Genomic DNA, 23,233 nt, shown 5'->3' on the forward strand with positions numbered 1-23,233 from the left:
AGCAGGGTATCGGAGGACGCTGAAAAGGGCCTTGTGCAGCATCTCGCCCGGTCGGCAGGAAAAGTGTCGCAAGCTATGGCGTGAAATCGGCCCGATACAATTGGATACAGTTCGGGGCGATTTGCCGGGCGGGCCGGTCTACCCAGCCCACGACGACGCCATTACAATGGAGCATGGAACAGGGGGCGATCGGTGCATCGCAAGGAGCCGGTCTTGTCCCGCTCGCCCTAGGCCGGAGTGTCACGCATGGAATCGGTACCCCATATCGTCGTGGTCGACGACCATCGTGACATTCGCGACCTCGTCGGCAAATATCTCGCCCAGCATGGCTACCGCGTCAGCGTGGCCGAAAACGCTGCGGCGCTGCGGCGTCGGCTGGAGCGCAATGCGCCCGACCTCATCATCCTCGACGTGATGATGCCTGGCGAGGACGGCTTGAGCGTTTGCCGCCATCTGCGCAGCACCACGGTGGTGCCGATCATTTTCCTCACCGCCATGGTCGATGACACCGACAGGATCATCGGTCTCGAAATGGGGGCGGACGACTATCTCACCAAGCCGTTCAATCCGCGCGAATTGCTGGCGCGGATCAAGGCGGTGCTGCGCCGGGTCAACAGCCTGCCGCCCCAGCGCGGTGCCTTGAAGGCCAAGACCCTGCGCTTCGATCGCTGGCAGCTCAATGTCGGCCGCCGCGAGCTGGCCGGTTCGGACGGTGTCGCCATTCCCCTGAGCACGGCCGAGTTCCGGCTGCTGACGGCCTTCCTCGACCATGCCGGCCTGGTGCTGAGCCGCGATCAATTGCTCGATCTCACGGTCGGCCGGGCCGCCGACACATTCGACCGCAGCATCGACAACCAGGTCAGCCGGCTGCGCAAGAAGATCGAGTCCGACCCGAAAAACCCCATGCTCATCAAGACCCATTGGGGCGGCGGCTATAGTTTCACCGCGGAGGTCGAACAGGCATGATGGCCTTGTGGCGGCGCAGCCTGGCTGCCCAGATCATAACATTCATGCTGCTGGCCCTGGCGGTATCGCAGGGCATCGGCTTTCTCGTCTCCTGGGACGAGCGCGGCCAGGCCATGCGCGCGGCGGCCAAGGGCGAGTTCTTCAGCCGGGCTGCTTCGCTGGCTTTGTCGTTGAATGCGACGCCGGATGCGGTCCATGGCGACATCCTTGCCGTCAGCGGCACCATTTATTCGCGCTTCTGGTTGTCCACCCAGGAGCCAGTCGACGCGACGGCCTGGGCCAAGGACGCCTGGAAGCGCCTTCACGAGCCCCTTCCGCCCGCCAAAATGCCCGGCCATCCCAAGCCGAACCGTGGCCCGGCCATGGCGGCGGTCCCGGAAATACCAACCGGCGCCGCTTTCGCCAGCGAACCGTCCCGCTGGATGGAGATCGCACCCCAGTCCTGGCTGCTCGCCCGCCCGGCCAAGTTCCAATATCTCGACACCGCGATCGGCATGGGCCTGGCCGTCCAGCTCGACCGGGGCATGTGGCTCAACGCCGCTTACGCCAAGAACTATCATAACGCCTTCTGGACCTCGCAATCGGCCCTTTCTCTCGGCATCACGGCCCTGGTGCTGTCGGTCATTGCCGTGTTGGTGGCCCGCGGCATCGCCCGGCCGATGCGGCGCCTGGCAACCGCGGCGGAACTGCTCGGGCGAGGCGAGGCCGTGCCGCCTTTGCCGGAGTCCGGGCCTGACGACATCCGCCATACCGCCGAGGCCTTCAACCGCATGCAGGCCCGGCTGCAGCGCTTCGTCGAAGACCGCACCCGCATGCTCGCGGCCATCGGACATGATTTGCGCACGCCGCTGACCTCCTTGCGCCTGCGAGCCGAATTCGTCTCCGACCCGGAGATCCAGGACAAGATGCTCAAGACCATTGCCGAGATCCAGACCATGACGGAATCGGCGCTGGCCTTCGCGCGCGAGCAGGCCACGGCCGAGACCACTCGCACGGTCGATCTCTCCGCCCTGGTGGAAAGTCTGTGTGACGATCTGGTCGAGATCGGCCAGAACGTGGCCTTTCTCGATGGTCCGAAGATCAGTTATCGCTGTCGCCCCGATGCGCTGCGGCGGGCCGTCCGCAATCTGGTCGAGAATGCCGTGCGCTATGGCGAGCGCGCGCGGGTCACGCTGGCGCGCTCGGCCGAGAGCATCGACATCGTCATCGAGGACGACGGGCCGGGCATACCCGAGGGCGTCGGCGACCAGGTTTTCGCTCCCTTCTTCCGCCTCGAGCATTCGCGCAACCGCGAGACGGGCGGAGTAGGACTTGGCCTCTCGATCGCCCGGGCCATCGCCCGCCACCATGGCGGGGACATCCGGCTCTTCAACCAGGCCAAAGGCTTGCGGGCGGTGATCGGCCTGCCGCTCGTCACGGCCCGCAATGCCCGGGCCAGGGCTTGAGCCACCAGGCATCGGCGTCGTCTTCCCCGGCCGGCATGTGAGGCAGAATCCCTGCCTGGAGCAAAGCGCGATTCGTTGAACCGCACTTTCTCTCTATCTTTTGCTGTGGCGCGTTTTCTTCGTCGAAAAGTCCATCGACTTTTCTGGAGACGCTTTATTCGACCATCGGCAGGGACATGTGCCGCGGCATCGCCGCCGCCGGATCGGCGATTGCAGCGACCGACGTAAGATGGGCCGAGCCTTTGGCATGGGGATCCGGTCCGACGAGCAGGCTCACGGCGATGATCACCGGAATCGAGGCGATGACGAGGATATCGAAAAGCGTCCCGCCCGCGCGGCGATAGGCGATGGCGGCAGGGCCGTCCAGTTTTTCATAGGCCGGATCTCCGACGAAAGGCACCTCATCGTCGACGACCTTCGATCGCGTGGAAAAATCCGCAAAGGATGTCACGGTCTTGCCTCCAGTTGCATGGCACGACCGTAAGCACCCTTTGTCGCGGGACTTCGCCGGCTGGGTCGAAATTTGTCGAAAAGCTTGTACCCGCGCGCCCTGTGACATTTGGATACCGCTCGGGGAGCCGCCAAGCGTTGGGGCTGCAGCCCCTAGCTGCATCAGTGCGATCGCTTCTGCGCTTCGGCGTGGTTCGCCTCGGAGCTCGTCTCGGATAACGATTGCATCCCGAATCCAGCAATAGCCAAGGCGACACCCGCTTTGGCGCAACGGGGGCCTGTGACACTTTCTTACAGAACCGCGGTCTTCCCGACAAACTTGTGAGGCAGTTCCCAGCTATTATCAAAACAACGGCGACAGGAAATACGTTGCCGGATCGAGGAGGGCGATTACAGGATCGATCTTGTAACGTCCTTCGCTGCGCTGATGAGGACGGGCATCATCGGTATCTTCGGATTACTTCAAAACCGCTCTTCATTGTTGCCAAAAGACGTTCATGGGCGGAGCGAAAACACATTTTGTGAGGCAAAATGAGCGATCAGATAATTTCCGTCATTCTTCCGGCTGCAAAATATATCTATCCGCTCACGGTCATATCTTTTCTGTCGATCCAGATTTTAATCACCTATCGCTATTATACAGATTAATTCAGGCATTATTTCCATCCCCTGGTGCATTTGAGCAGGAGACGTTTCTCGGCCCGTATCGGTGATACGGGCCGAGTGCGTTTTTGGAGCTGTGACGCTCACCGCCCTTTTCCCGTCATCGAGGGCGGCACCCTCCGAGATAGTTTTTCGGGAGAGGACCTAGCGCCCTTCCGCTTCCGGCGAGAACGTCGACATGACCGGAGGAAGGGCAAAAAGCGCATTGGAGAGGCAGAACAGATCGCCTTCGGTGACGATGTAGTCGTTATAGGATGCGATGAAGCGATAGCCATGCGGGCGCAGGAGCGAGTCGATCGAGATCAGGTCTCCCCCCATGGCATTCTCCTTGGGCTGCAAGTCGTTGAACTCCACATAGATGAACCTGATGGCCCGCCGTTCGAGCATGCCCCGGCCGCCTTCGAGAACGATGCGGTCGAAACCCTCGGTGTCGAGCTTGAGAACGTCGACCGTCTCGAAGCCGTTGCGCTCGCAATAGGCGTCGAGCGTCGTCGACGGCACGCTGATGCGGTTGGCCTGCTGGGGATAGCGCAGCGCATATTGCGCCCGGTCGCTGAGACTGTTGATCTTCGAAGAGGGGTATTCGAACATGTCGACGGTGCCGTCCTGCACGCCCAGCGCCGCATTGACGCCGGCAAACCGGCGCTCCCCGCCGAGTCGCCGCATCAGAAGGGCGAATGTCTCAGGGTGCGGTTCGAAGCTGACGATTCGCGCCCCGGGGAATTTGTGCAGGGCGAGGGCCGCCGTCTCGCCATCATTGGCTCCGACATCGAAGACGGTCGCGATGGGATAGTGCCAGGCTTCGGCGAGACGGCGAATGTCGGCCCAGGGATCGTGGCCGAATTTGGCTCCGGCCCTGATCAGGAGCAGCCCGTGCCGGGCCAGCATCCCCTTTACCAGCCTGGAGATTTGCGCGCGGAGAACGCCCATCGCCGTGTTGCACTCCAAGCTCGCCCGCTTTGACCGCCGGGCGGGCATGATCGATGACGGCTTATTACGGCATTTTCCCGGGCATGGCAGCCCCGTGCGCGCCATGGCAAGGTCGGTTCGGGGCGAAAGGGCGGAAGGGCAAGGCAGGCCCGGCGACGGCGCGTGGTTTGCCGCCGGATTTGACGACTCCCGAAAAATCGATAGTTTTCTTGGTCATGACAGTCTTGAAACACAGCGTCACGCTCGCCGGAGCAACAGGAATGCGGCTGTGACCGGCGTCTTGGTGGCGGGTGGCGCTGGATTTCTCGGCTCGCATCTGTGCGAGCGCCTGTTGAGAGATAATAAAGAAGTTCTTTGCGTTGACAATTTCTTTACCGGCTCACGGCGCAACGTGGACCAACTTATCGGAAACCCCGCTTTTAAGCTACTGAACCACGATATTACGACGCCTTTGCGCGTCGAAGCCGGCGAGATCTACAATCTGGCCTGCCCGGCTTCGCCGAAACACTATCAGTTCGATCCGGTCCAGACGACCAAGACGAATGTGCTGGGTGCCATCAATGTGCTCGATCTGGCGCGGCTCCTGAAGGTCAAGGTCCTGCAGGCCTCCACCTCCGAGGTCTATGGCGACCCGCATACCCATCCCCAAGCGGAGGATTATTGGGGGAACGTCAATCCAATCGGGGCGCGCTCCTGCTATGACGAGGGCAAGCGCTGCGCCGAAACCTTGTTCTTCGACTATATCCGGCAATATGACGTCCCGGCCAAAGTCGTGCGGATTTTCAACACCTACGGCCCGCGCATGCAGCCAGACGACGGGCGGGCGGTGTCGAATTTCATCGTTCAGGCGCTGTGCAACCAGGACATCACGATCTATGGCGATGGCGGGCAGACGCGCTCCTTCTGCTATGTCGACGACCTGATCGAAGCCCTGGTCCGCATGATGGCGACGCCGGCCGACATTCACGGGCCGGTCAATATCGGCAATCCCGTGGAGATCACCGTTCGTCACCTTGCCGAGCTGATCATCGAGCTGACGGGTTCGTCGTCCCGGCTCGAATTCAGGCCCTTGCCGACGGATGACCCACGCCAGCGCCAGCCCGATATCGCCAAGGCGCGCGCGCTTCTAAGGTGGGCCCCGTCCATCGGCCTTCGCGATGGCCTCGCCAGGACGATCGCCTATTTCGAGGGTCTGCTGAGATCAGACGAATATGGGGCGCTGCGCAGTCTGAGCCCGGCTCAATGAGGTCTCGCGGTCCTCCTCCAGGGATTGGCCGCGCTCTCAATGCGATTGTTGATCGGCGGGGCTTGGTCTAACTTGCGAGGCTAACCTGACGGGACTGGCGCCGGGAGAGGGGCATGAAATTTCTGCTCAAGGCATGGGGGCCGTTGCTTCTGACATTCGCCCTTGCTGTTTCGCCAATTCTGCTCGCACAGGCCCGCGCCCAGATCATCACCAACGGCGGCTTCGAAACGACGACGGGGTGGAGTTACAGCGGAGGGTCTACGCGGACGCAAGAAGGCACGATATTTCTCAACCCGCCGGCACATAGCGGGAGTTTTTATGGCACGATTGCCACAGGCGGCGGCACGATTTCACAATCCATCACTATTCCGACCGCCGGTACCTATCAATTGAGCTTTTATCTCGCTCCACAGATTTCTCTTTCTATTGGATTTTTGAATTTTAGTGTACAAATAGGTGGAGTCACCTATAATTTGACTTATGGAATTACGATTGTTGGCTTAGGTGGATATAATCTTTACACCCTTACAGTAAATTTGCCTGCTGGTGTAACAAATCTCGTCTTCACCAACTTGCCGGGCTTGCTGACAGCGCCCCTGCGTCTGGACGACGTATCCCTCGTGCAGATCCCGGGGCCCGTGCCGGGTACGAGCACGATTTCCTATTTGGCGGTGGCGTTCCTGATCCTGATAATGGGACGAAAGAAAATGAGGGACTGGCTGCGGTGGTTCAGGAGCCTGTCAGCGACGGGCGGTTCGTAATTGTGGCTTGTTAGCCGCGCTCCATTTCCAGGTCACGCGTCAGGGCAAAAATCGAAATGCCGTCTCCGTCCATCGAGGTTTCACTGATCATTTTCGTGATCCTGATGGCGATCGGTATCGCTGGCTTCTTTGCCTCGTCGCGCCCCTATAATATTTTTGCCGAAAGCTGGCGGCAGGCAGGCATGACGATCATACGCCAGCCGGTTCTCTTCTTTGCGGCCTGGCTGATTTTCGCCGTTCAGGAACTGGTGCCGCCCATGTCCTTCCTGGTGGCGTGGCCCTCGGGTCTGGTCCAGGTCGGCCTGCTCATCGCCTTCCATGCCATGACGACCTATCTCCTGGCGCGCATTGCGCTGCGCCTGCACCGAGGCCTCATCCATGGCGAATGGCGCCCTGTATTTCCCACCGGCGGGCGGGCGCGGCGCATGGGTTTCTATGTGCTCGTGTGCTGGGCCGTCATAGGCCTGCTCAAGCATCCGCCCTTGCCGGGCGCGCCCGTCGCGCACGAACAGCTGGTACGGGGGGCGATCCTGCTCTCCTATGCGCTCGGCTTCATGGCGACAGCGGGCCTGGCCCTGGTGGGGCCTGCCGCGTCCCTTGACGAGCGTCGGCCGATCCGGACCTCCCTGCGAACGGCGCTGCGCGAACCGATCACCCTGTTGGTCATCATCATCGGCATCAGCCTGCAGATCGGCCTCGTGATGGAGGCAGCCAATCTGGCCCTCAGCCGCTATCCGCAGATCGGCGGTTTTCGCCTCCTGGCAGCGCCGGTCGTCTGGGCGTTCATGGCGCTCGTCCTGTTCATGTCGGAATTCGCGCTGGTGATATTCCTTACGCGCGTGTGGGAGGATCGCTATGAAGAAGACACACGCAACGCGGCGCACAACTTCAACTGGACCTGAGCGCAGAATTCAGGATTCGCTGAGCAGGGATGACCAGTCGGGGCCGCCGCCCCGGCATTGACGGGGCGAGAAAATGGCGAGGCCGATGGAGTCCCAGGGGTTCGACCGGTAAAGGCCGAGCATGACGCCGAGCTTGCGTTGCAGCCAGGGCCAGGCGATGTCTCGAAGATGCAGGCTGGGCACGGCCGCACCGCCATAGACCGTGATCACTTCTTCATCGGCCCCTGCCATGCCGGCAAGGATCTGCATGGCATCGCGATGGATCGTTTCCGTCAACACCGCTCGCATCGGTATGGCGCAATCGGACCGCGTGAAGGAGAGCTCCGGGCCGAGCAGGGTCCGGCGCTGGGTCGCGAGCGAAAAGCCGGCTTTGGCAAAAACCGATGCGATCTGGGCTTCCGGGGCAGGCTGGGGGGGAAGGCGAGCCTGCCGGACAGCCAAGGCAAGGGAACACACCACCAGCGCCGCAGCCAGGATGTGGAACAGGCGGATCACGCGGAGGGCTGCATCTGCCGGGGCCTGGCCCGGTAATAAGCGAGGACGAGGATCAGAACGGCATAGAACGCTGCCAGGATATTCGCGCCCGTGCCTTCATGCCAGGTGAGATATCCATCCTTCGAGGCGCAGATCAGCACCAGGCGCAGCCAATTCAAGGCAAGGGTGGCGCCGGTGACGAGCAGAAATGCCGTGGAGTCGGAACGACGGAGCGGCCCCCCGAGACCGACGGCGATGATGGCGTAGGCCATGAGGTTCTGGACCAGGGTGGTCGAGCTGGCACAGCCCCACATCACGTCGAAGCCGATCGCGTCGGCGGGACGGAGGATGTAGGTGCCGTGGCCCGATACATCCTGTCCCGCCATCTGCAGTGCGGTTCGCACGATCGCCGCATCGAGCAGGCCGACGACATTGTGAAGGACGAGAAAGGGCCAGCCCAGAAGCACGAACTGGGCAATGAAGGCCAGCAGTGCGACGGACGAGGCGCGGCAGGACGGGCGTTTACGCAGGTGCCACGCCGCAAGAAGGGCGAGCGCCAGCGCGGCGGCGAGCGGTACCTGGCGCAGTACGAGGACGCAGAAAGCCATCGCCGCGAGGGTCAGGGCGGCCTCGCTCGCCTGGAAGGGAGCGTCACGCCGCTCGCGTCCGATCAGGCGAACGATCATCGCGATCTCGATCACTTCGAGGACGGAGATCACATGGGGCAGGTCGCCGATCTGGCGCAAGGGCTGCTGGCCCAGCCGATAATACAGCCACTCCATGCAGACGAGGACGAGGCACCAGCCATACACGGCATGGCAGGAGAGCGCGCGCGAGGGCGCCGCGGCTTCAGGGGCCGGGGAGGGGATCATCGGCGGCGTGCTGGCTGTCGGGCATGGCGGCCGGCCCGGCGGTCTGCCGGCGCTGGATCAGCACCTGCCCGAGCACGAGAATGTCCATGCGCGTGCGCAGGAAGCAGTCGAGCGCCTCGCGCGGCGTGCAGACAATCGGTTCGTTCTCGTTGAAGGAGGTGTTGAGCACCATGGGCACGCCGGTCAACGCGAAAAACGCGGAAATCAGGGCATGATAGGCTGGGTTGGCCTGCCGCTGCACCGTCTGCGGCCGCCCGGAGCCGTCCACATGGGTGATGGCGGGCACGAGGGCACGCTTGTCGGGCCGGACCGGCAGGACCTCGGTCATGAATGGCACCGCATCGATATCCTCGAACCAGTCGGCGGCATGCTCGGCGAGAATGGACGGCGCGAACGGCCGGAACGACTCGCGGCGCTTTATCTTGTGGTTGAGAAGCTGCTTGATGTCCGCCCGCCGGGGGTCGCACAGGATGGAGCGGCTGCCGAGCGCGCGCGGTCCCCATTCCATGCGCCCGTCGAACCAGCCGATGACGTGGCCGGCCGCGATGGCTGATGCCGTCTCCCGGCAAAGCTCGGCTTCATCCTCAAAATGCCGGATGTCGCAGTCCATGGCGGCGAGCTTGACAGTTTCGGCCGCCAGAAGCCGATCGATGTCATCGGGACCGTAGGCCGGACCCCAATAGGCGTGGTCCATCGGGGTTGAGCGGTGGCCCCCGGACTGGTGCCAGACGGCCAGGGCGGCACCGAGCGATCCGCCGGCGTCGCCGGCCGCGGGCTGCACATAGAGGTGCCGGAAGGCCGAAGTTCGTCTGATCTTGCCATTGGCCACCGAATTGAGGGCGCAGCCGCCGGCAAAAGCGAGGTTTGGCAGGCGATATTTGTCCCAGACGGCCTGCAGGATATGGTCGAGGACTTCCTCAAAGAGGGCCTGGGCCGACGATGCGATATCGTGATGGCGTTCGGTCAGTGCCTCATTCGGCGCTCTCGCGGGGCCGAGCAGTCCCTCCAATGCATCCGAGTAGAGCGGGGCGAAGACCGGGGCTCCGCCTTGCCAGTCGAACGCGATCTTCTCGCGATGGTGCCGGAAATAGCTGAGGTCGAGCGCGAACGTTCCCCCAGCCTCGAGCCTTACGAGGCGCCGCAGCCTGTCGAGGAAGACCGGCTTGCCATAGGGCGCCAGGCCCATGACCTTGTATTCGTCGCCATAGTGCGGAAAGCCGAGATGTTGGGTGAGCGCCTGATAGAACAGGCCGATGGAATGGGGAAACAGCACCCGTTTTTCGACGGTGACCGCGCCGGCGTGCCCGCTGCCCCACGCCGTGGAGGAAAAGTCGCCGAAGCCGTCGAGGGAGAGGACGGCCGCCTCCTGGAAGGGGGAGGCGAAGAAGGCCGATGCCAGATGGGCCAGGTGATGCTCGACCTGGTGCACCGTGCCCTTGAAACGCTGCCCGGCAAAGGCGGCTGCGAGTTCATCGGCAACGGAGAGGCGCTTGCGGCGGTTGCTGAAGCGGTCGAGGACAAGAGAAAGATCGGGCCTGTGACGCGCCAGATGAGCCAGGCGCTCGAGGCGATGCACCCTGGGATCGCTGTTGACCGCGGCATGGTCGACATCCCCGAGCCCGATACCTGCCTCCCGCAGGCAATAGGCGATGGCCTGGCTGGGAAAGCCCGCCCAGTGCTTGATACGGCGAAAGCGCTCCTCCTCCGCGGCCGCAACGATCTGCCCGTCCCTGAGAAGGCAGGCGGCGGCATCGGCGTGGTAGGCGTTGAGGCCGAGGATGATCAAGCCGGAACCCTTCCTGTCATTTCGCCAGGCGCCGATCGATCAGGGCCAGCGCGATCAGGCATTCGGCGATCACGCGCTGCAGGGTGTAGTACCAACCCGCCCAGCCATCGAGGACGGCGCCTTTCCGGAACAAGGTATAGAAGAATACCAGGAGCGGTGCCGGCCATGCCTGCAGCCTGAGGCGGTCGACCCGGCTCAAGTCCTCCTTCGGGCTGGCGAGCAGGTGGTCCGCCTCGATCTGCGCATAGCGCTTCTGTGAATCGACCCATCTGAGAAGGGGCTTGCGGTCGTCGTGATAGAGGGGGGCCGCCAGGGTGCCGACCTCGCCCGCCACGGTGACGCGGTGGCCATGGCCCTCGTCGCGGTAGCGCGCGGCCTGCCGGCGATAGAGCACCGTGCGGGGCGGATAGAGGGTTCCGCGCAGGGGCCTGCCATGGATGCGGTAGATGAAGGCCGCCGAATAGCCCTGCGCCGTCCCCTCACGGAGGGACTGGATTTCGCAAACGAGATCCTCGCTCAATTCATAATCGGCGTCGAGCGAGAGCACCCAGGGCGTATCGACGAGGTCGAGGCCGAAATTGCACTGGCCGGCGAAGCTGTCGAAGGGGCGATGCACCACCTCGACATTGGCGTATCGGCCGGCAATATCGAGCGTCTCGTCCGTACTGCCGCTGTCCACCAGCAGGATACGCGGCGCCCAGCCGAGCCGATCGAGGCAGCGCGCCAGGTTGGGAGCCTCGTTGAAGCTCAGGACCAGGACCGTCGTCCGCGGTGCGATCAAGTCAGACATGCACGGCTCTTTCGGCGGGAGCAGCTTCTCCCGCCTGGGCGAGGATAGCCTCCTGGTAGACATCGATCATGGCAGCCGCAATGCCGGGCCAGGAGAATTGCTCGCGAGCCGTCTTCTCGCCGGCCTGTCCCAGCCGGGCGGCAAAGTCAGCGTCTGCCAGGAGGGAGGAGAGCGCCGCGCCAAGCGCCGCAGGGGAGCCGTCGACGACAAGGCCGCAGCCGGCGTCGGCGACCACATCGGCAAGCCCCACTTCGGGGGTGACCACGACAGGGCGGGCGCAGGCCATCGCCTCCAAGACGGCGTTGCCGAAGTTCTCCGAATGGGAGGCCAGTGCGAAGGCGGCGCAGTTGCGCAGCAGGGACCATTTCTCCTCGCCATGTACGGGGCCGACGAAGCGGATGCGGGCGTTAACCCCCAATGCTGCGGCGCGTGGCCTCAGCCGGGCGGTTTCGCCCTCGTCGTCATTGCCGGCGATGACGAGATCGGCATCGGCGACGACCTGCATGGCGTCGATCAAGCGCTCGATGCCCTTCTTCCAGCTGATCCGCCCCAGAAAGAGGACATAGGGCCGGGCATGATCCCGCGAGAGGAGACCGGCATTGAGGGGCGGCATGTCGATGCCATTGGGCACCAGGGCGAAAGCCCGGGCCGGCAATGCCAGTTTCTCGATGTCGAGGCGTTCGGATCGGCTGGTCACGTGAATGGCGGCGGCCCCGGCGAGGTTGGCGCGGTCGAAGGCCCGGATCCAGGCCGATTTCAGCAAGCGGCTTTTGCGCCGGATCAGCGGGCCAACCAGCATTCCCCTGGGCGCCAGCAGATAGGGAATGCCGTTTCGCCGTGCGAATCGTGCCGCAGCGGTGGTCGGCCACAGGAAGACGGAATGGAGATGCACGATATCGAAGGAGGCGATGTTCTGCGCCAGCGCGCGGCCCATCGCCGGGGAGCGATAGAGGCGACGTCCGAGCCCGGCCGGAAAATAGTGGACGTTCACCCCATCGAGTTGCACCGGCCGATCGGTCGGGACCGGCAGGACACCGTTACCGTCGACATTCGTGGTGTAGACCTGAACGTCGCAGCCGCGGCCTGCCAAGGCGCGGCACAAGCCGTGCACGGCGTGAATAGGCCCGCCATAGCGCAGCGCCGGCAGATAGGTCGGCACCACATGGAGGCAGCGCAGGCTCAAGGCGTCAGACCTGCGGTGGTGCGGATCCGCATCTTGACCCGATGTGCCAGCGAATAGCCTTCGCGCCAGCCCAGCGCCTTCCAGGCGCGGCCGGCCATCGCCCGGCCGCCGGCCTCGTGAGGAAGCGCAACCAGCGTGGCGAGCAGGCGGTCGAGGAAGATCTCGGGTGCGAAATGCGCCGCGAAGACCCGGCGCGCGCGTTCGCCCATGGAAGCGGCCTTCCCGCGAGCCTCCTCCAGGATCTGCGGTATGCGCATGATGTCCTTTTCGGCCACAAAGAGGCTGAACTCCCGCCAGTCGATATCAGGGGGCGGCAGCCAGGCATCGGCAATGATCACCGGTGCACAGCCGAGGGCTATCGCCTCGAAAAGGCGGATGCTGGAGGCGCCGAAGCCGCGGGGGCAAAGGGCGAATTGCGAGCGGAGCAGCAACTCGCGATAGGTCCTGCGATAGTCGAAATCGGCGAAACGAGCCGGTGCTGCCGCCAGATCGAGGCACGGCGTATCCGGGCTGTCGAGGGCCAGGAGGCGCTCTCGTATCGGATGGGTACTGGTCCGGCCGAGAAAGGAGAAGAGATGGGCCGGTTCCTTCCGCGGTAGGAAGGCAGCAGCGGCGGGGTGGTCGGGGTCGGGGAGGTAGCTCCAGCTCCGCGCCCAGGGAAGGGCCTTGGTGAGGGACGGATAGGCCCCTGGCAATATGGCGTAGGGCCAGTCGGATTCCGAGAACAGGAAGTGCCGGGCCGTCGGGTGCTTCGTGATCTGTCGCCGCAATTGCAGCAGGTCCGCAAGGCCGATATAGCCGCTGTCGAGATGCAACACGATGTCGGGGGCCTCGTCGTCGGCGGCGATCCGGAAGGCCGAGGGCGGATGCAGCGCCGCCAGTCTGCGGGCTTTCGCGAGAGCGGGGTTTTCCCGTAGGGCCGTCAGGAGAACGCAGGGGCGCATGGCGTCGCGTCGATCGTCTTGTCAGCGCCCGACCGGCCGGGTTTCCAGCCAGGAGCGCAGGCGTGGCGCCGCCAGCCGGACGAACAGGGCGGTGAGGAGGACCGAAACCATCACGCCGCCCACCAGTTTGGCCAGGCTGACTTCCAGCAGGGCGGCCTGGGCCAGGATGGCGCAGGCCGAGGTAAAGCCGAGCAGCGGTCCGGCTCGCGGAGAATGCACCAGCCAGCGGTAGATGCGGCCATAGAGCCAGCCGAACAGCAGGATGACGGCCATCATCGGTAGGGGACCGAAATCGATATAGAGTTCGGCCATATAGCCCAGACTGATCGAGGTGCCGCGATAGGTGCCCGACAGGCCTCCCGTGTAGTAATTGGTGCGGCGGGTGTCGTCGACCTGGCTCTTGTCGGCAAACAGGATGCGCGGCATGAAGGGCCGGCTCGTCGCATCCAGGAGGAGCGCGCCCTTCTCATGGGGAATGGTCTGCGGCACGCGGGCGAGAACCACGGCGAACAATTCGACATAGGAGATGCGGTGGAGCATCTTCCCGGTCGCCTCCGATATCGAGGCGCCGTCCAGCCTGCCGAGGAGCTGGGCTATGGTGCCCAGCCGGTCGCCGAGGTCGAGCGTGACGGCCTGTGAGGCCGAGCCGCCGGAGGCCGCGTTGCGATAATCTTCCTTGATGGCCGTCCACAGGATCCCGCTGACGACGATCAGGCAGACCAGGATCGCTCCGCCGATGACGTGAAGCCCGCGCAGGCGCGTTCCGGCCATGGCCGTTGCAAACAGCGTGAAGAACATCACCGTCTTGAAATCGGAGAAATACCCGCCCGTGCTCATGGCCAGTTCGGCAAGAAAGGCACAGGAAAACAAGGGGTTGCCCAGCTGGTTTCGCACGAAGGATGCATAGGCGAACATCATGAAGAACGCCCATTTCAACCCGGCCAGAGCGAGGAGCGGCTGCGCCAGCCCGGGACTGAGCGCGGCGGCCTGGAGGGCGCCGACAGCGACGATCGAAGCCACGAGATACAGGGAAAACCAGGTGGCAAGCGGCCGGGCCAGTACCGCTTCCCGCGCCTGCCGGCTCGCGGCCCTGTCGGGCGGGCCGCTGCCGAGCTGCATGCCCAGCGCCAGGAAGAGCAGGCCGGCCAGGGTCAGCAGGATCGCCGACTTGTTGTCCCCGCCATAGATCGTATAGGCGCCGACGTCGATGCCGAGCCAATTGGCATGAAAGGCCGATATCGATGCCTGCAGCCATTGATAGGCGAAAATGAACAGCCCGATCGGCGGCTCGCCAGGCCGCCACAGCAGGGCGACGCCGGCGACGAGAACGACCAGGCTGAAGGTGGTGAGCAGGGCGTTCTCGGCCGGCAGGTTCAGGATGGCGAGCAGCACCGCGCCGACGATCACGACCCCTGGCAACGGGGCCGACGAGCGCGGAGAGGTGGCTGACATCGGCATCAGGTCAGCACCTCTGATGTCCGGCGATGGTCGGCGGTTCTCTTTGAGCAAGAAGCCAAGCCAGCCTCGATGCCGTCGGCGGCCGCACCGACGCCATAGCGGCAAGCGAGCGCGGCAAGGGCGCTCCTCGTGGCAGTGCCCGTCGGCAAATCGGCGAGGGCCGCGGCGAGCGCCCCGACATTGCCGGTTTCGAAGACGCGACCGGTGTCACGGTCCGCGGCGAGGTCGGGAGCGCAGCCGCACTGGTCCGATACGATGACGGGTCGCCCGCAGGCCTGTGCCTCATTGGCCACCAGGCCCCAGGTTTCCTGCCCCGAGGAGGCCAGCGCCAGGCCATCGCAGGCCGCATAGACGGCCGGCATTTCGCTCTGGTTGCGAAAGCCGAGGAAATGCAGCCGCACCCCGAGCTGCGTGGCGCGTGCCTGCACCGCCTCGCGCAGCGGGCCGTCGCCGGCAATCACCACCTCGATCTCGCGCCCCCCGGCACCGCACAGGGCGGCGGCCTCGATGAGGTCGAGGGGGCGCTTGCGCTCGACGAGTTTGCCCACGAACGCGATGGCCCGGCTTGCCTCGCCGATGGACAGGCTGGAACGCAGGGCCTGGCGCGCCTGCGTCGTCGCCCGTGCGGCAAACCAGTCCGTGTCGACGCAATGCGGTGAAAAATGCAGCCGCTCCGGCGGATAGCCATAGTGGCGGTAATAGGCTAGGGAGTTCTGTCCGACATAGAGCGCGGCATCGAAGAAGCGCAGCAGGCGGGGATAGACTGCCCGCTTGGTCCAGGCCTTCAGCCGCCGGCGCGGTGTCAGCAGGTGGCTGTCCCCCCTCACCAGGACGGGCATGGCGAGGCGCCGGGCGGCGGCAATGGCCTGCAGATAGGATTTGAGCGCCCAGCCGCAGACGAGCAGGGCATCGAAACTACCTTCCCGCAACGCCTGGGCGATGGCCGGCGTGTCGCAGCCGAAGAAATTGTCCACGCCTGGATTGCTGGCCTTGTTGGCGAGGAAGCGGTTGGGATAGCCGGCGAGGAGGTCGATATCCCAGTCGAACGCAACTCCGAAGCCGGCATCGGCCTGCTGCCGGGGTGTGGGGCGGTGCGCGAAGAAGACCTCCAGATCCATGCGCCTCGCAAGTTCCCGGAAGATCGGCGCCTGGTACTGGATGGGATGGGAGGTAAGGATCGCCAGGCGCATGGTCAGCGCAGCCCATCGAAAATCGCGGCGTAGCGGCCGGCGATCGCCCTGGCCGAGAAGGGTTCCAGGCGATCCTGCCGGGACTGACCGAGGCTGGCGGGGTCGAGGGCCAGGCGCTCCAATCCGGTGGCGATGTCCTGCGGCAGTCCGGCCAGGCCGTTCGCGTCGGTGAAGGAGAAATGGATGCCGCCGCCGGCTGCCGCCAGAAGGGCATGAGCGCCGGACAGGCGATGAAACAGCGAAAGATAGGGGCGCTTTGTCAGCAAGGCGGGATAGATCTTGGACGCAGTGTAGTGGGCTTCGTCCGAGCCGACCAGCAGCAGGCCGTGCGACCCGGCCATCAGCCCCAGCGCTTCGGCATAGGCCAGGCGCCGAGGGATCTCGGCGACGAGATCGGCGACCCCTTCCGCTTCGGCGAGCGGAAGAATGGAGAACGTTTCGCTGTCGTTGGCCTGGTTGCTGGTGCCGATGAAATGCAGACGAAGGCGCGCGGCAAGACCCGGCTGGCGTGCCCTCATTTCGGCAAGACCTTTGAAAAGGACCCGGAAAAGCCCCTGGGATCGCGGCAGGGCCGTGCCGACATAGCTCAGATTGATCATCGCCGGATCGAGCCGGCTCCGGCGGATGTCCGGCATGGCCCGAAGGAGGTCGAGATCGCCGGGATCCCCGCCGATGGGCAGCGCCGCCATGCGCGAAGCGTCGAGCCAGGAATGGCGCGCGGCCAATTCCTCGTTCTGGCGTGTTGAGACCGATGTCACGAAGCGGGCCTTGCGCAAAGCCGGCCCTTCCAGGCGAAGCGCGAGCTGGTGGGATAGCCCGGCCTTGCTCAATGGTTTCTGGTCCCTGCCCCAGGCCGATACCCAGGGGTCCTGGAAATCGAGCACCACCGGCACGCCGAATTTCGGCTCGATCCAGCGCGACATCAGCATGGGGTAGAAGGGCGATCCCGTGATCAGCACGGTGTCGATCCGCCTGGCCGAGAGCAGGTCGGCTGCTCGGCTGGAAAGGGCCGACCAGGCCCGCAGGCTGAGATCCCCAATGCCGAAACGGCGCGTCATGCGGGCCTGCAGGGCGGGAACCCTGACGATCTCCAGCTCCGGCGAGACCAGGCTGCCGAGCAGGGGATCGGGGTCCTGCTCGTAGAAGCGGTCGTCCACGCAGAGGATGATGGGTGTCCAGCCCGCGGCCGGCAGATGATTGGCCAGATGCCGGGCTCGATGCACGCAGGCCAGGTTGGACGGCGGGAAATAGGGGGAGACGATCAGAACGGTACGCGGCACGGTCAAGCCCGCCTCCGCGACGAACCGTCCAGGGATTGACGCACCAGATCGACCACGATCGTGCTTTCCCGCTCCCAATTATAGGTTTGCTGCGCGAGATCGAAGGCATTCGCACGTGCCTGCGCCAAGCGCGCCGGCTCCTGCAGCAGGCTGTCGAGGCTCGCAGCCAGGCTCACGGCGTCCTCGACGGTGAAAAGCGCGGTGGCAAGCGGATGCGAACCGGCGAATGCCTTTTGAGCCGGCGTATCGGAGAGAACCGCAGGGACCCCGGCCATGAGATAGGCGAACAGCTTGTTGGAGAGGGCGAACGCATTGTTGGCCGTGTGCCCCGGTTCGGCGCACAGGCCGAGATCATGGCTGGCGGCCAGGCGGACGAGCTCGCCGGGGAGCGCGGAGGGCAGGAAATGCAGGCGTTCCGGCACGCCCTCCTGTTGCGCGAGGCTCCGCAATTGGCCGGCATATTGCTCGCTTACATGGCCGCGCAGATAGAGATGAGGTCTGGCTGCGGCCCTCGCTATGGCCTTGATCGCGCATTCCAGGCCGCGATCGGGGCCGGTCACCTGCGAGAACCAGTAGAGCGAGGGACCCGGGGCCGCCGTGCCCCTGACGGTCGCGGCCTCCGGGGCCTGCGACAGCGGAAAGCTGTTCAGCACGACGTACGGGCGGGGCATTCCATAGGCCTGCGCATAGGCGCAAGCAATCTCGGGAGAGGCGGCGGTGATATAGCGGCACCCTGGCAGGGCGGCCGCCTCGATGGCGCGCAGATGCGAGCGGTTCGCCTCGGCTGCCGGGCCCTCGCGCCATTCGCCGAGATGGAAATCCTCGGCGTCATAGGCATAACCCGCGCCGAAGCGCTGGGCCGCGGCCCTGGCCGCCGGCAGGGCCGGCGGATAATGGGCGATGTAGAGATCCGCCGTGATGCGGCTGGCCGCGGCCATCAGGGGAGGCGTGAACACGCTGAACGCCCGGGAACCGAAAAGGCGCCTGCCGCTCGCGGCGTGCGCCGCGCCCGCGAGTTCCTGGCCGAGCCGGCGCAGGCGCCAGCCCGCCCGCGAGCGCAGGTCGAGGCGCTCGATCCGGAACGGTGCCTCGCGCAGGATGGATTGGTCGCGCGGCTCCACGCCCTCCAGCATGCGGGTGGCGACGACGGTGACGGTAAAGCCCGCCTCGTGCAGGGCATGGGCCTCCTTGACCACGCGGGGATTGGATCCGAGCTGGCCCGGCGTGAGGATGCAGATATGCGCCCCTGGGCGGCGGCCCGTCATGTCCGCTCCATCTGCGGTGCGGAGGCACCCTGACCGGGGCTGCCCAGGCGCTGCCCGAGCCCGCCGGCCAGGGCGGTGCGATAGGCCGGCCATTGATGACGGCGGGCCGTCTCGAGCGCGGCGGTGCGCATGGCCTGCAGGCGCTCCCGATTGTCGAGGCACCAGGCAAGGGCCTGGGTCAAAGCTTCTGTATCGGCCGAGGGAATGACCAGCCCGTTCTCGGGCGTGACGAGATCGGCCGCCCCTGCCATATCCGTGACGATCACCGGCAGGCCATGGGCCATCGCCTCGGCGACGACCATGCCGAAGCCGTCGGCAAGGCTTGGAAACACCAGGATATCGGCCTGTTCGAAGGCCCGGAACAGTTCAGCACGTGGCCGGGCTCCATGAAAGCGGATCGCGTTATCCGCCGGGGCGAGAAGGTCGGCAGGCAGCCCGATCCAGCCATAGATGTCCAGCCTGGCATGGGCGGCGGCCGGCAATCGGCGCCAGGCTTCGAGCAGATAGGGCACACCCTTGCCCAGGGTGACGTTGCCGGCATAGACCACCCTTAAAGGGCCCGTTGCCTTACCGTCCTGAGGTTGGGCGCGATCGAGGACGGGGGGAGCGCCGAGTGGCACGACCAGCATTTTCGCCGGATCCGCGCCCCCGGCGATATGGGAGCGGGCGGTGAGGGCGGAATTGGTGACGATGAGATCGGCGAGCCCGATCTCCGCATCGCGCCGCGCCTGCCGTCGGGCAAAACGATCCGAAAAATAGGCGGCGTTGGCGTCGTCGAGCTGCTTCCACCGCGCCAGTTCGCGCCGGCGGATGCTCTCGAAGTGCCGGCTGCTGAGCGAGGGCAGGTGCAGGATCCGCGCCGCCCCCTCCTGAGCGGCGCGCTGGAAGCTCGCCAGCGCCGTATATTCGAAGGCATGGATGGCGTCCGCGCCGGGCACATGGCGGCTGGCGACGGCGGCATCGAAGCGGTGGCTCGTCAAGTCCCAGAGGCGATCGACGATCAGCGGTCCGGCACCGCCCCTGGCCGCGATGCTGCGCAGGATTTCCCAGGCCGGATAGGCTTGCACCAAGTTGGGGGGAACCGTCTCGATCGAACGACGCAGCAATTGCTGCCTCAGCGCGGCGACCTGGCTCGAGGGCAGGGCGCGCAGCAGGCGGTCGCCCCAGCCTTGCGCGGAATAATGGAAACTGGTCACGAAGGCCTTCAGCCAGCCCTGTTCATGCAAGGCCAGGGCGATCTGCTGGGCATGCGGCATAGTGCCGGGATAGCTCAGCACCGATCTCATGCAGGACACCCCGAAGCCCGGCCTGCGATCATGGTCTCGTAGATCTGCAGATAGCGATCGGTGACCGCATCCTCGCTATAGAGCGTTTCGACCCGCTGCCGGCACGCGGCCCGCGAGATCGCCTCGAGCTTGGCAATGGCGGCCGCCATCTCCTCGACGGTGTCGACGACATAGCCGGTGCGGCCATGCTCGACCACTTCGGGGACGGCGCCGCGCCTGAAGCCGATGACGGGCGTGCCGCACGCCATCGCCTCGGCCATCACGATGCCGAACGGCTCTTCCCACAGGATGGGCATCAGGAGAGCCGCGGCGCCGCCGAGCAACTCGTCCTTCTGCCAATCGTCGACGGGCCCGACATAGTCGATGTCGCCGTCATGCAGATGGGGAGCGACGTGAGCCTCGAACCAGGCCCGGTGTTCCCCGGCCAGATTGCCGGCGATGACCAGCCGCCGGCCCGCCAGCCTGGCCGCTGCGATGGCCAGATGCGGTCCCTTGATTTCCTCCAAGCGCCCCAGGAACACCAGCGGCGCGTCTTCCGGAACTTCCTGCCTGAAGGTGTAGGTCTCGCTCGGCACGCCATTGGGAACGATGTGCCAGGCGCCGATATGCCTGACATGGCGCACCATATGCTCGCTGATGGCGGAAAATTGCAGCGTGCCGCGCGACAGGCGCTGTGCCAACCCGGTGGTGCGCGGGCTGATCTCGCGCTGATAGGTCATCAGTTTGGGGATCGCGCGCGGCAGGAGGGGCGCCAGATAGGCCAGTCGGGAGAAGCTGTGGATGATGTCGAAGCGCTGCCCGGCGCTCGCCCTCGCCAGTTCGCCGGCATTCCTGAGCGTGTCGAAACGAGAAAGGCTGCTCGCGCCCGGCCAGGGCCGTTTCGGCACCGGACATTGCGAGGAGGGATGCGCGAACAAGGTCAAGTCATGGCCACGCGCCATGAGGCGGCGCGCCAGCATGTCGACCACGCGTTCGATGCCGCCATAGAACCGCGGCGGCACCGGCAGCTCGGGATCGCAGGTCAGGGCAATCCTCATGGCGCGATTTTCACGAGCCGGTTTTCCCCGCCGAAGGCGGGTGGCAGCGACCGGTAGAGACGGATCATGTCGTCTGCGACATCGGCCTGGCTGCGCAGATGGCCCTGGAATTTCGGGAGGGGGCCCCGGGATTTGCGAGCGACGAGCTGCTCGATCGCCTTGGCCCAGTCCGGCACGGCGCCCGGCCGGAGCAATTCGCCGGCACCCGTCCCGGCCAGGAGTTCGGCGATGCCGCCGAGATCCGATCCCAGCACGTAGAGCCCGGCCGCCTGCGCTTCCAGCACGACCAAAGGACCGGTTTCCAGCCAGAGCGAGGGCACGACAAGGACATCGTGCGCAGCCAGGGTATCGGCGATCTCCGCATGAGGCCGGGGCGGGTGGAACCGGATGCGCGGATCGCCCGCGGCCAGGGCCCGCACTTCAGCCTCATAGCCATCGCCCTCAGCGGCGCCGATGGCATGGATGGCGAGTTCGACGGGCGTCTCCGCCGGCAGGCTGCGGAGTGCGGCGACCGCGACATGAATGCCCTTGGCCCGATCCCATCGTCCGAGATAGAGGAGCCGCAGCCCGGTACCCTCGGATCTCTTTCGAGCTGACGCCTGCTGGGTCTCCGCCAGATAGGAGGCGGCGAGGCCATGGCGGCTGAGCGCGAGCTTGTCGGGCGGCGCGCCATTGCGCGTCAGCGTGTCGGCAAGCCACCGGCAGACGGCGACAAGCTGGTCACTCAGTTCGAAGGCTTCGTCCAGCTCCTGCCCCTTCCCGATGGCGAGCGCCCTTGCCGAAAGCGCTGTGGCAAGGCGCGTGCGACCCTGCCAGGCCCTGGCGGCAAGGGCGCGGGGCAGCCGGCCGACCGCCCAGGCAGCAACGCGGGGGGCGCCGCGGCTCTCGGCCCAGCAGGCGCCGCAGCGGATCTCCTCGACGAGGCCATCGCAAGGCGCCTCTCCAAAGCGCAGCAAGGTACCGCGCAGGCACACGGTTCCGGCGACGTGAAAGGTCAGAACGGTTCTCAGCCCCTGTGCGCGGGCGGCGCGCAGATGGTCGAGACCGCATCCGGTTGTCCAGGAATGCTGGTGATAGATGGCGCGTGGATTCTGCCGGAGCAAAGCCTGGAAACGATCGAACTGGCCATGCCTGCGCGTGCCTGGTCCCGGCTGTCTCGCCTCGGGCAACTCGACCGGATAGGTCCACACCGTCGTGCCCAGGTGTTCGTAGCGGTCCGGCGCGCCCGGCGCTCGCGGCACGAGCACGGCACATGTCAGGCCTTTGTGCGAGAGTTCCTGCACCAGCCCTTCCAGATAGACTTCGGTGCCGCCGAGATCATATGGCGGATACCAGGCGGTCGCCATGACGACATCGGCTGGCTTCTCGCTCATGGCCGCCCCATCATCGACAGCAAGCCATACGCGGCGCGCAGCCCCAGCAGGCGGGCGAGCGGCGTTGCGATACGCGTATGCCGCGATTGGCGAAGGCCGAGCGTACGGCTTGCGGCGCTCGCTTCGAAAAAGCCCTGGTCCCGGCAGCGCAGCAGGCCACGCCCGGCATTGTCGTAGAGGTCGCACAATGTGGCGATGCGGTCCGAAGTGAGGGTGCCGCGCTCGCGCCACAGCGCCTCGATCTGCCGCCCATTGCGGAGTACGTCGCGCCAGAACTGCACCGGCTCACGCCGCGACAGGCTCTGTGCCGTGATCCGGTAGCGGGCGCCAATATGGGGGCTGGGCACGAAGCGCGCCCCGTGAAAGGCAGCATCGAACATGAAGCGGGCATCCTGGGTTACCGGCAGATCGGGGCGAAAGCCGCCGATCGCCTCGACCAGGTGCCGGCGATAGAGCAGAGCACCGGTGGTGACCCAGACGTGGCTGGCGATCGCTCTTTCCGCGTCCTGGCGCAGCGCCGGCCAGTCGATGCCGCGGGCCTGCGAGGGCATGGCAGCGCCCTGCTCGTCCGTGCCGAATTCCTGATAGTCGCAGGCGACCACATCGGCTTCCCCGGCGACGGCAAGGCGCCGTTCGATGGTGCCGGGCGTGAGCAGATCATCCGCATCCAGGAACAGCAGCCATTCGGAGGAGGTTTCGGCGATGCCGCGATTGCGCGCCGCCGAGACCCCGCGATTGGGGCCCTCGATGACGTGATCGGCAGGCAGATAGCGCCGGGCGATCTCGGCCGAATCGTCGCTCGAGCCGTCGTCGACGACGACGAGTTCCGTGAGGCCGGGCTGGCCGATGGCGCTTTCGAGGGTCTCGCTCAAGGTGCGGCCGGCATTGTAGCAGGGAATGATGACGGCAACGCCCGGCAGAGGTGACGGCAT

Annotated in this window: 21 protein-coding genes; 5 read left to right on the forward strand and 16 right to left on the reverse strand. The window is 65.3% G+C overall.

Annotated elements, in window-relative coordinates; all coding sequences use genetic code 11:
- Nucleotides 1-246 precede the first annotated feature (246 nt).
- Entirely contained in the window at nt 247-966 is a 720-nt protein-coding gene (locus J8I29_RS17655; protein WP_209432661.1) for a response regulator, read from the forward strand.
- The gene (locus tag J8I29_RS17660) at nt 963-2,411 is read left to right on the forward strand and encodes an ATP-binding protein (RefSeq protein WP_209432662.1); all 1,449 of its coding nucleotides are present in this window, start codon (nt 963-965) and stop codon (nt 2,409-2,411) included. The genes J8I29_RS17655 and J8I29_RS17660 overlap by 4 nt, the downstream gene beginning before the upstream one ends.
- Nucleotides 2,412-2,565: 154 nt before the next feature.
- Here the strand turns inward: J8I29_RS17660 and J8I29_RS17665 are convergent, their stop codons facing one another.
- Both J8I29_RS17665 and J8I29_RS17670 read right to left on the reverse strand, forming a co-directional pair.
- A complete protein-coding gene (locus tag J8I29_RS17665) occupies nt 2,566-2,862 on the reverse strand; it encodes a hypothetical protein (protein WP_209432663.1) in 297 nt (98 codons plus the stop codon).
- 806 nt (nt 2,863-3,668) lie between these two features.
- Nucleotides 3,669-4,454, reverse strand: coding sequence for an FkbM family methyltransferase (locus tag J8I29_RS17670; RefSeq protein WP_209432664.1), 786 nt, complete (start codon nt 4,452-4,454; stop codon nt 3,669-3,671).
- A 268-nt stretch (nt 4,455-4,722) separates the two neighbouring features.
- Here J8I29_RS17670 and J8I29_RS17675 point away from each other — a divergent pair, with 268 nt between their 5' ends.
- The 3 genes from J8I29_RS17675 to J8I29_RS17685 all read left to right on the forward strand — a co-directional run bounded on the left by J8I29_RS17675 (nt 4,723) and on the right by J8I29_RS17685 (nt 7,363).
- Complete coding sequence (locus tag J8I29_RS17675; protein ID WP_348536063.1) at nt 4,723-5,700, forward strand: UDP-glucuronic acid decarboxylase family protein; 978 nt, start codon at nt 4,723-4,725, stop codon at nt 5,698-5,700.
- A gap of 113 nt (nt 5,701-5,813) precedes the next feature.
- Nucleotides 5,814-6,461, forward strand: a complete 648-nt coding sequence (locus J8I29_RS17680; RefSeq protein WP_209432665.1) for a hypothetical protein — start codon at nt 5,814-5,816, stop codon at nt 6,459-6,461.
- Between the two features lie 56 nt (nt 6,462-6,517).
- Entirely contained in the window at nt 6,518-7,363 is an 846-nt protein-coding gene (locus tag J8I29_RS17685) for a hypothetical protein (RefSeq protein WP_209432666.1), read from the forward strand.
- Nucleotides 7,364-7,372: 9 nt separating this feature from the next.
- Here J8I29_RS17685 and J8I29_RS17690 read toward each other — a convergent pair whose 3' ends face one another.
- From J8I29_RS17690 to J8I29_RS17755, 14 genes are read right to left on the reverse strand one after another with little or no spacing between them, the layout of a single operon-like run.
- Nucleotides 7,373-7,858 (reverse strand): hypothetical protein, encoded by a 486-nt coding sequence (locus tag J8I29_RS17690; RefSeq protein WP_209432667.1) that lies wholly within the window; start codon nt 7,856-7,858, stop codon nt 7,373-7,375.
- Entirely contained in the window at nt 7,855-8,709 is an 855-nt protein-coding gene (locus J8I29_RS17695; protein ID WP_209432668.1) for a hypothetical protein, read from the reverse strand. Before J8I29_RS17695 ends, J8I29_RS17690 begins: the two co-directional genes overlap by 4 nt.
- Nucleotides 8,687-10,495: a carbamoyltransferase C-terminal domain-containing protein gene (locus tag J8I29_RS17700; RefSeq protein WP_209432669.1), complete on the reverse strand. Its 1,809-nt coding sequence runs from the start codon at nt 10,493-10,495 to the stop codon at nt 8,687-8,689. Before J8I29_RS17700 ends, J8I29_RS17695 begins: the two co-directional genes overlap by 23 nt.
- A 16-nt stretch (nt 10,496-10,511) precedes the next feature.
- Nucleotides 10,512-11,285: a glycosyltransferase family 2 protein gene (locus tag J8I29_RS17705; protein ID WP_209432670.1), complete on the reverse strand. Its 774-nt coding sequence runs from the start codon at nt 11,283-11,285 to the stop codon at nt 10,512-10,514.
- A complete protein-coding gene (locus J8I29_RS17710) occupies nt 11,278-12,468 on the reverse strand; it encodes a glycosyltransferase (RefSeq protein ID WP_209432671.1) in 1,191 nt (396 codons plus the stop codon). The genes J8I29_RS17705 and J8I29_RS17710 overlap by 8 nt, the downstream gene beginning before the upstream one ends.
- A complete protein-coding gene (locus J8I29_RS17715) occupies nt 12,465-13,412 on the reverse strand; it encodes an exostosin family protein (RefSeq protein WP_209432672.1) in 948 nt (315 codons plus the stop codon). Before J8I29_RS17715 ends, J8I29_RS17710 begins: the two co-directional genes overlap by 4 nt.
- A gap of 21 nt (nt 13,413-13,433) precedes the next feature.
- On the reverse strand, nt 13,434-14,870 hold the full coding sequence (locus J8I29_RS17720) for a hypothetical protein (protein ID WP_209432673.1): 1,437 nt from the start codon (nt 14,868-14,870) through the stop codon (nt 13,434-13,436).
- Nucleotides 14,870-16,060: a glycosyltransferase family 4 protein gene (locus J8I29_RS17725; protein ID WP_209432674.1), complete on the reverse strand. Its 1,191-nt coding sequence runs from the start codon at nt 16,058-16,060 to the stop codon at nt 14,870-14,872. The genes J8I29_RS17720 and J8I29_RS17725 overlap by 1 nt, the downstream gene beginning before the upstream one ends.
- A 2-nt stretch (nt 16,061-16,062) precedes the next feature.
- Nucleotides 16,063-17,340, reverse strand: coding sequence for a glycosyltransferase (locus tag J8I29_RS17730; RefSeq protein ID WP_348536074.1), 1,278 nt, complete (start codon nt 17,338-17,340; stop codon nt 16,063-16,065).
- Between the two features lie 2 nt (nt 17,341-17,342).
- On the reverse strand, nt 17,343-18,605 hold the full coding sequence (locus J8I29_RS17735) for a glycosyltransferase (protein ID WP_209432676.1): 1,263 nt from the start codon (nt 18,603-18,605) through the stop codon (nt 17,343-17,345).
- Nucleotides 18,602-19,891, reverse strand: a complete 1,290-nt coding sequence (locus J8I29_RS17740) for a glycosyltransferase family 4 protein (protein WP_209432677.1) — start codon at nt 19,889-19,891, stop codon at nt 18,602-18,604. The genes J8I29_RS17735 and J8I29_RS17740 overlap by 4 nt, the downstream gene beginning before the upstream one ends.
- Nucleotides 19,888-20,928 carry a glycosyltransferase family 4 protein gene (locus J8I29_RS17745; RefSeq protein WP_209432678.1) on the reverse strand — a complete coding sequence of 347 codons (1,041 nt, stop codon included), beginning with the start codon at nt 20,926-20,928 and terminating at the stop codon, nt 19,888-19,890. Before J8I29_RS17745 ends, J8I29_RS17740 begins: the two co-directional genes overlap by 4 nt.
- Nucleotides 20,925-22,301, reverse strand: a complete 1,377-nt coding sequence (locus J8I29_RS17750; protein WP_209432679.1) for a glycosyltransferase — start codon at nt 22,299-22,301, stop codon at nt 20,925-20,927. The genes J8I29_RS17745 and J8I29_RS17750 overlap by 4 nt, the downstream gene beginning before the upstream one ends.
- Nucleotides 22,298-23,233 carry a glycosyltransferase gene (locus tag J8I29_RS17755; RefSeq protein WP_209432680.1) on the reverse strand — a complete coding sequence of 312 codons (936 nt, stop codon included), beginning with the start codon at nt 23,231-23,233 and terminating at the stop codon, nt 22,298-22,300. The genes J8I29_RS17750 and J8I29_RS17755 overlap by 4 nt, the downstream gene beginning before the upstream one ends.

The organism is Labrys sp. LIt4, assembly GCF_017813775.1.
GTDB lineage: Bacteria > Pseudomonadota > Alphaproteobacteria > Rhizobiales > Labraceae > Labrys > Labrys okinawensis_A.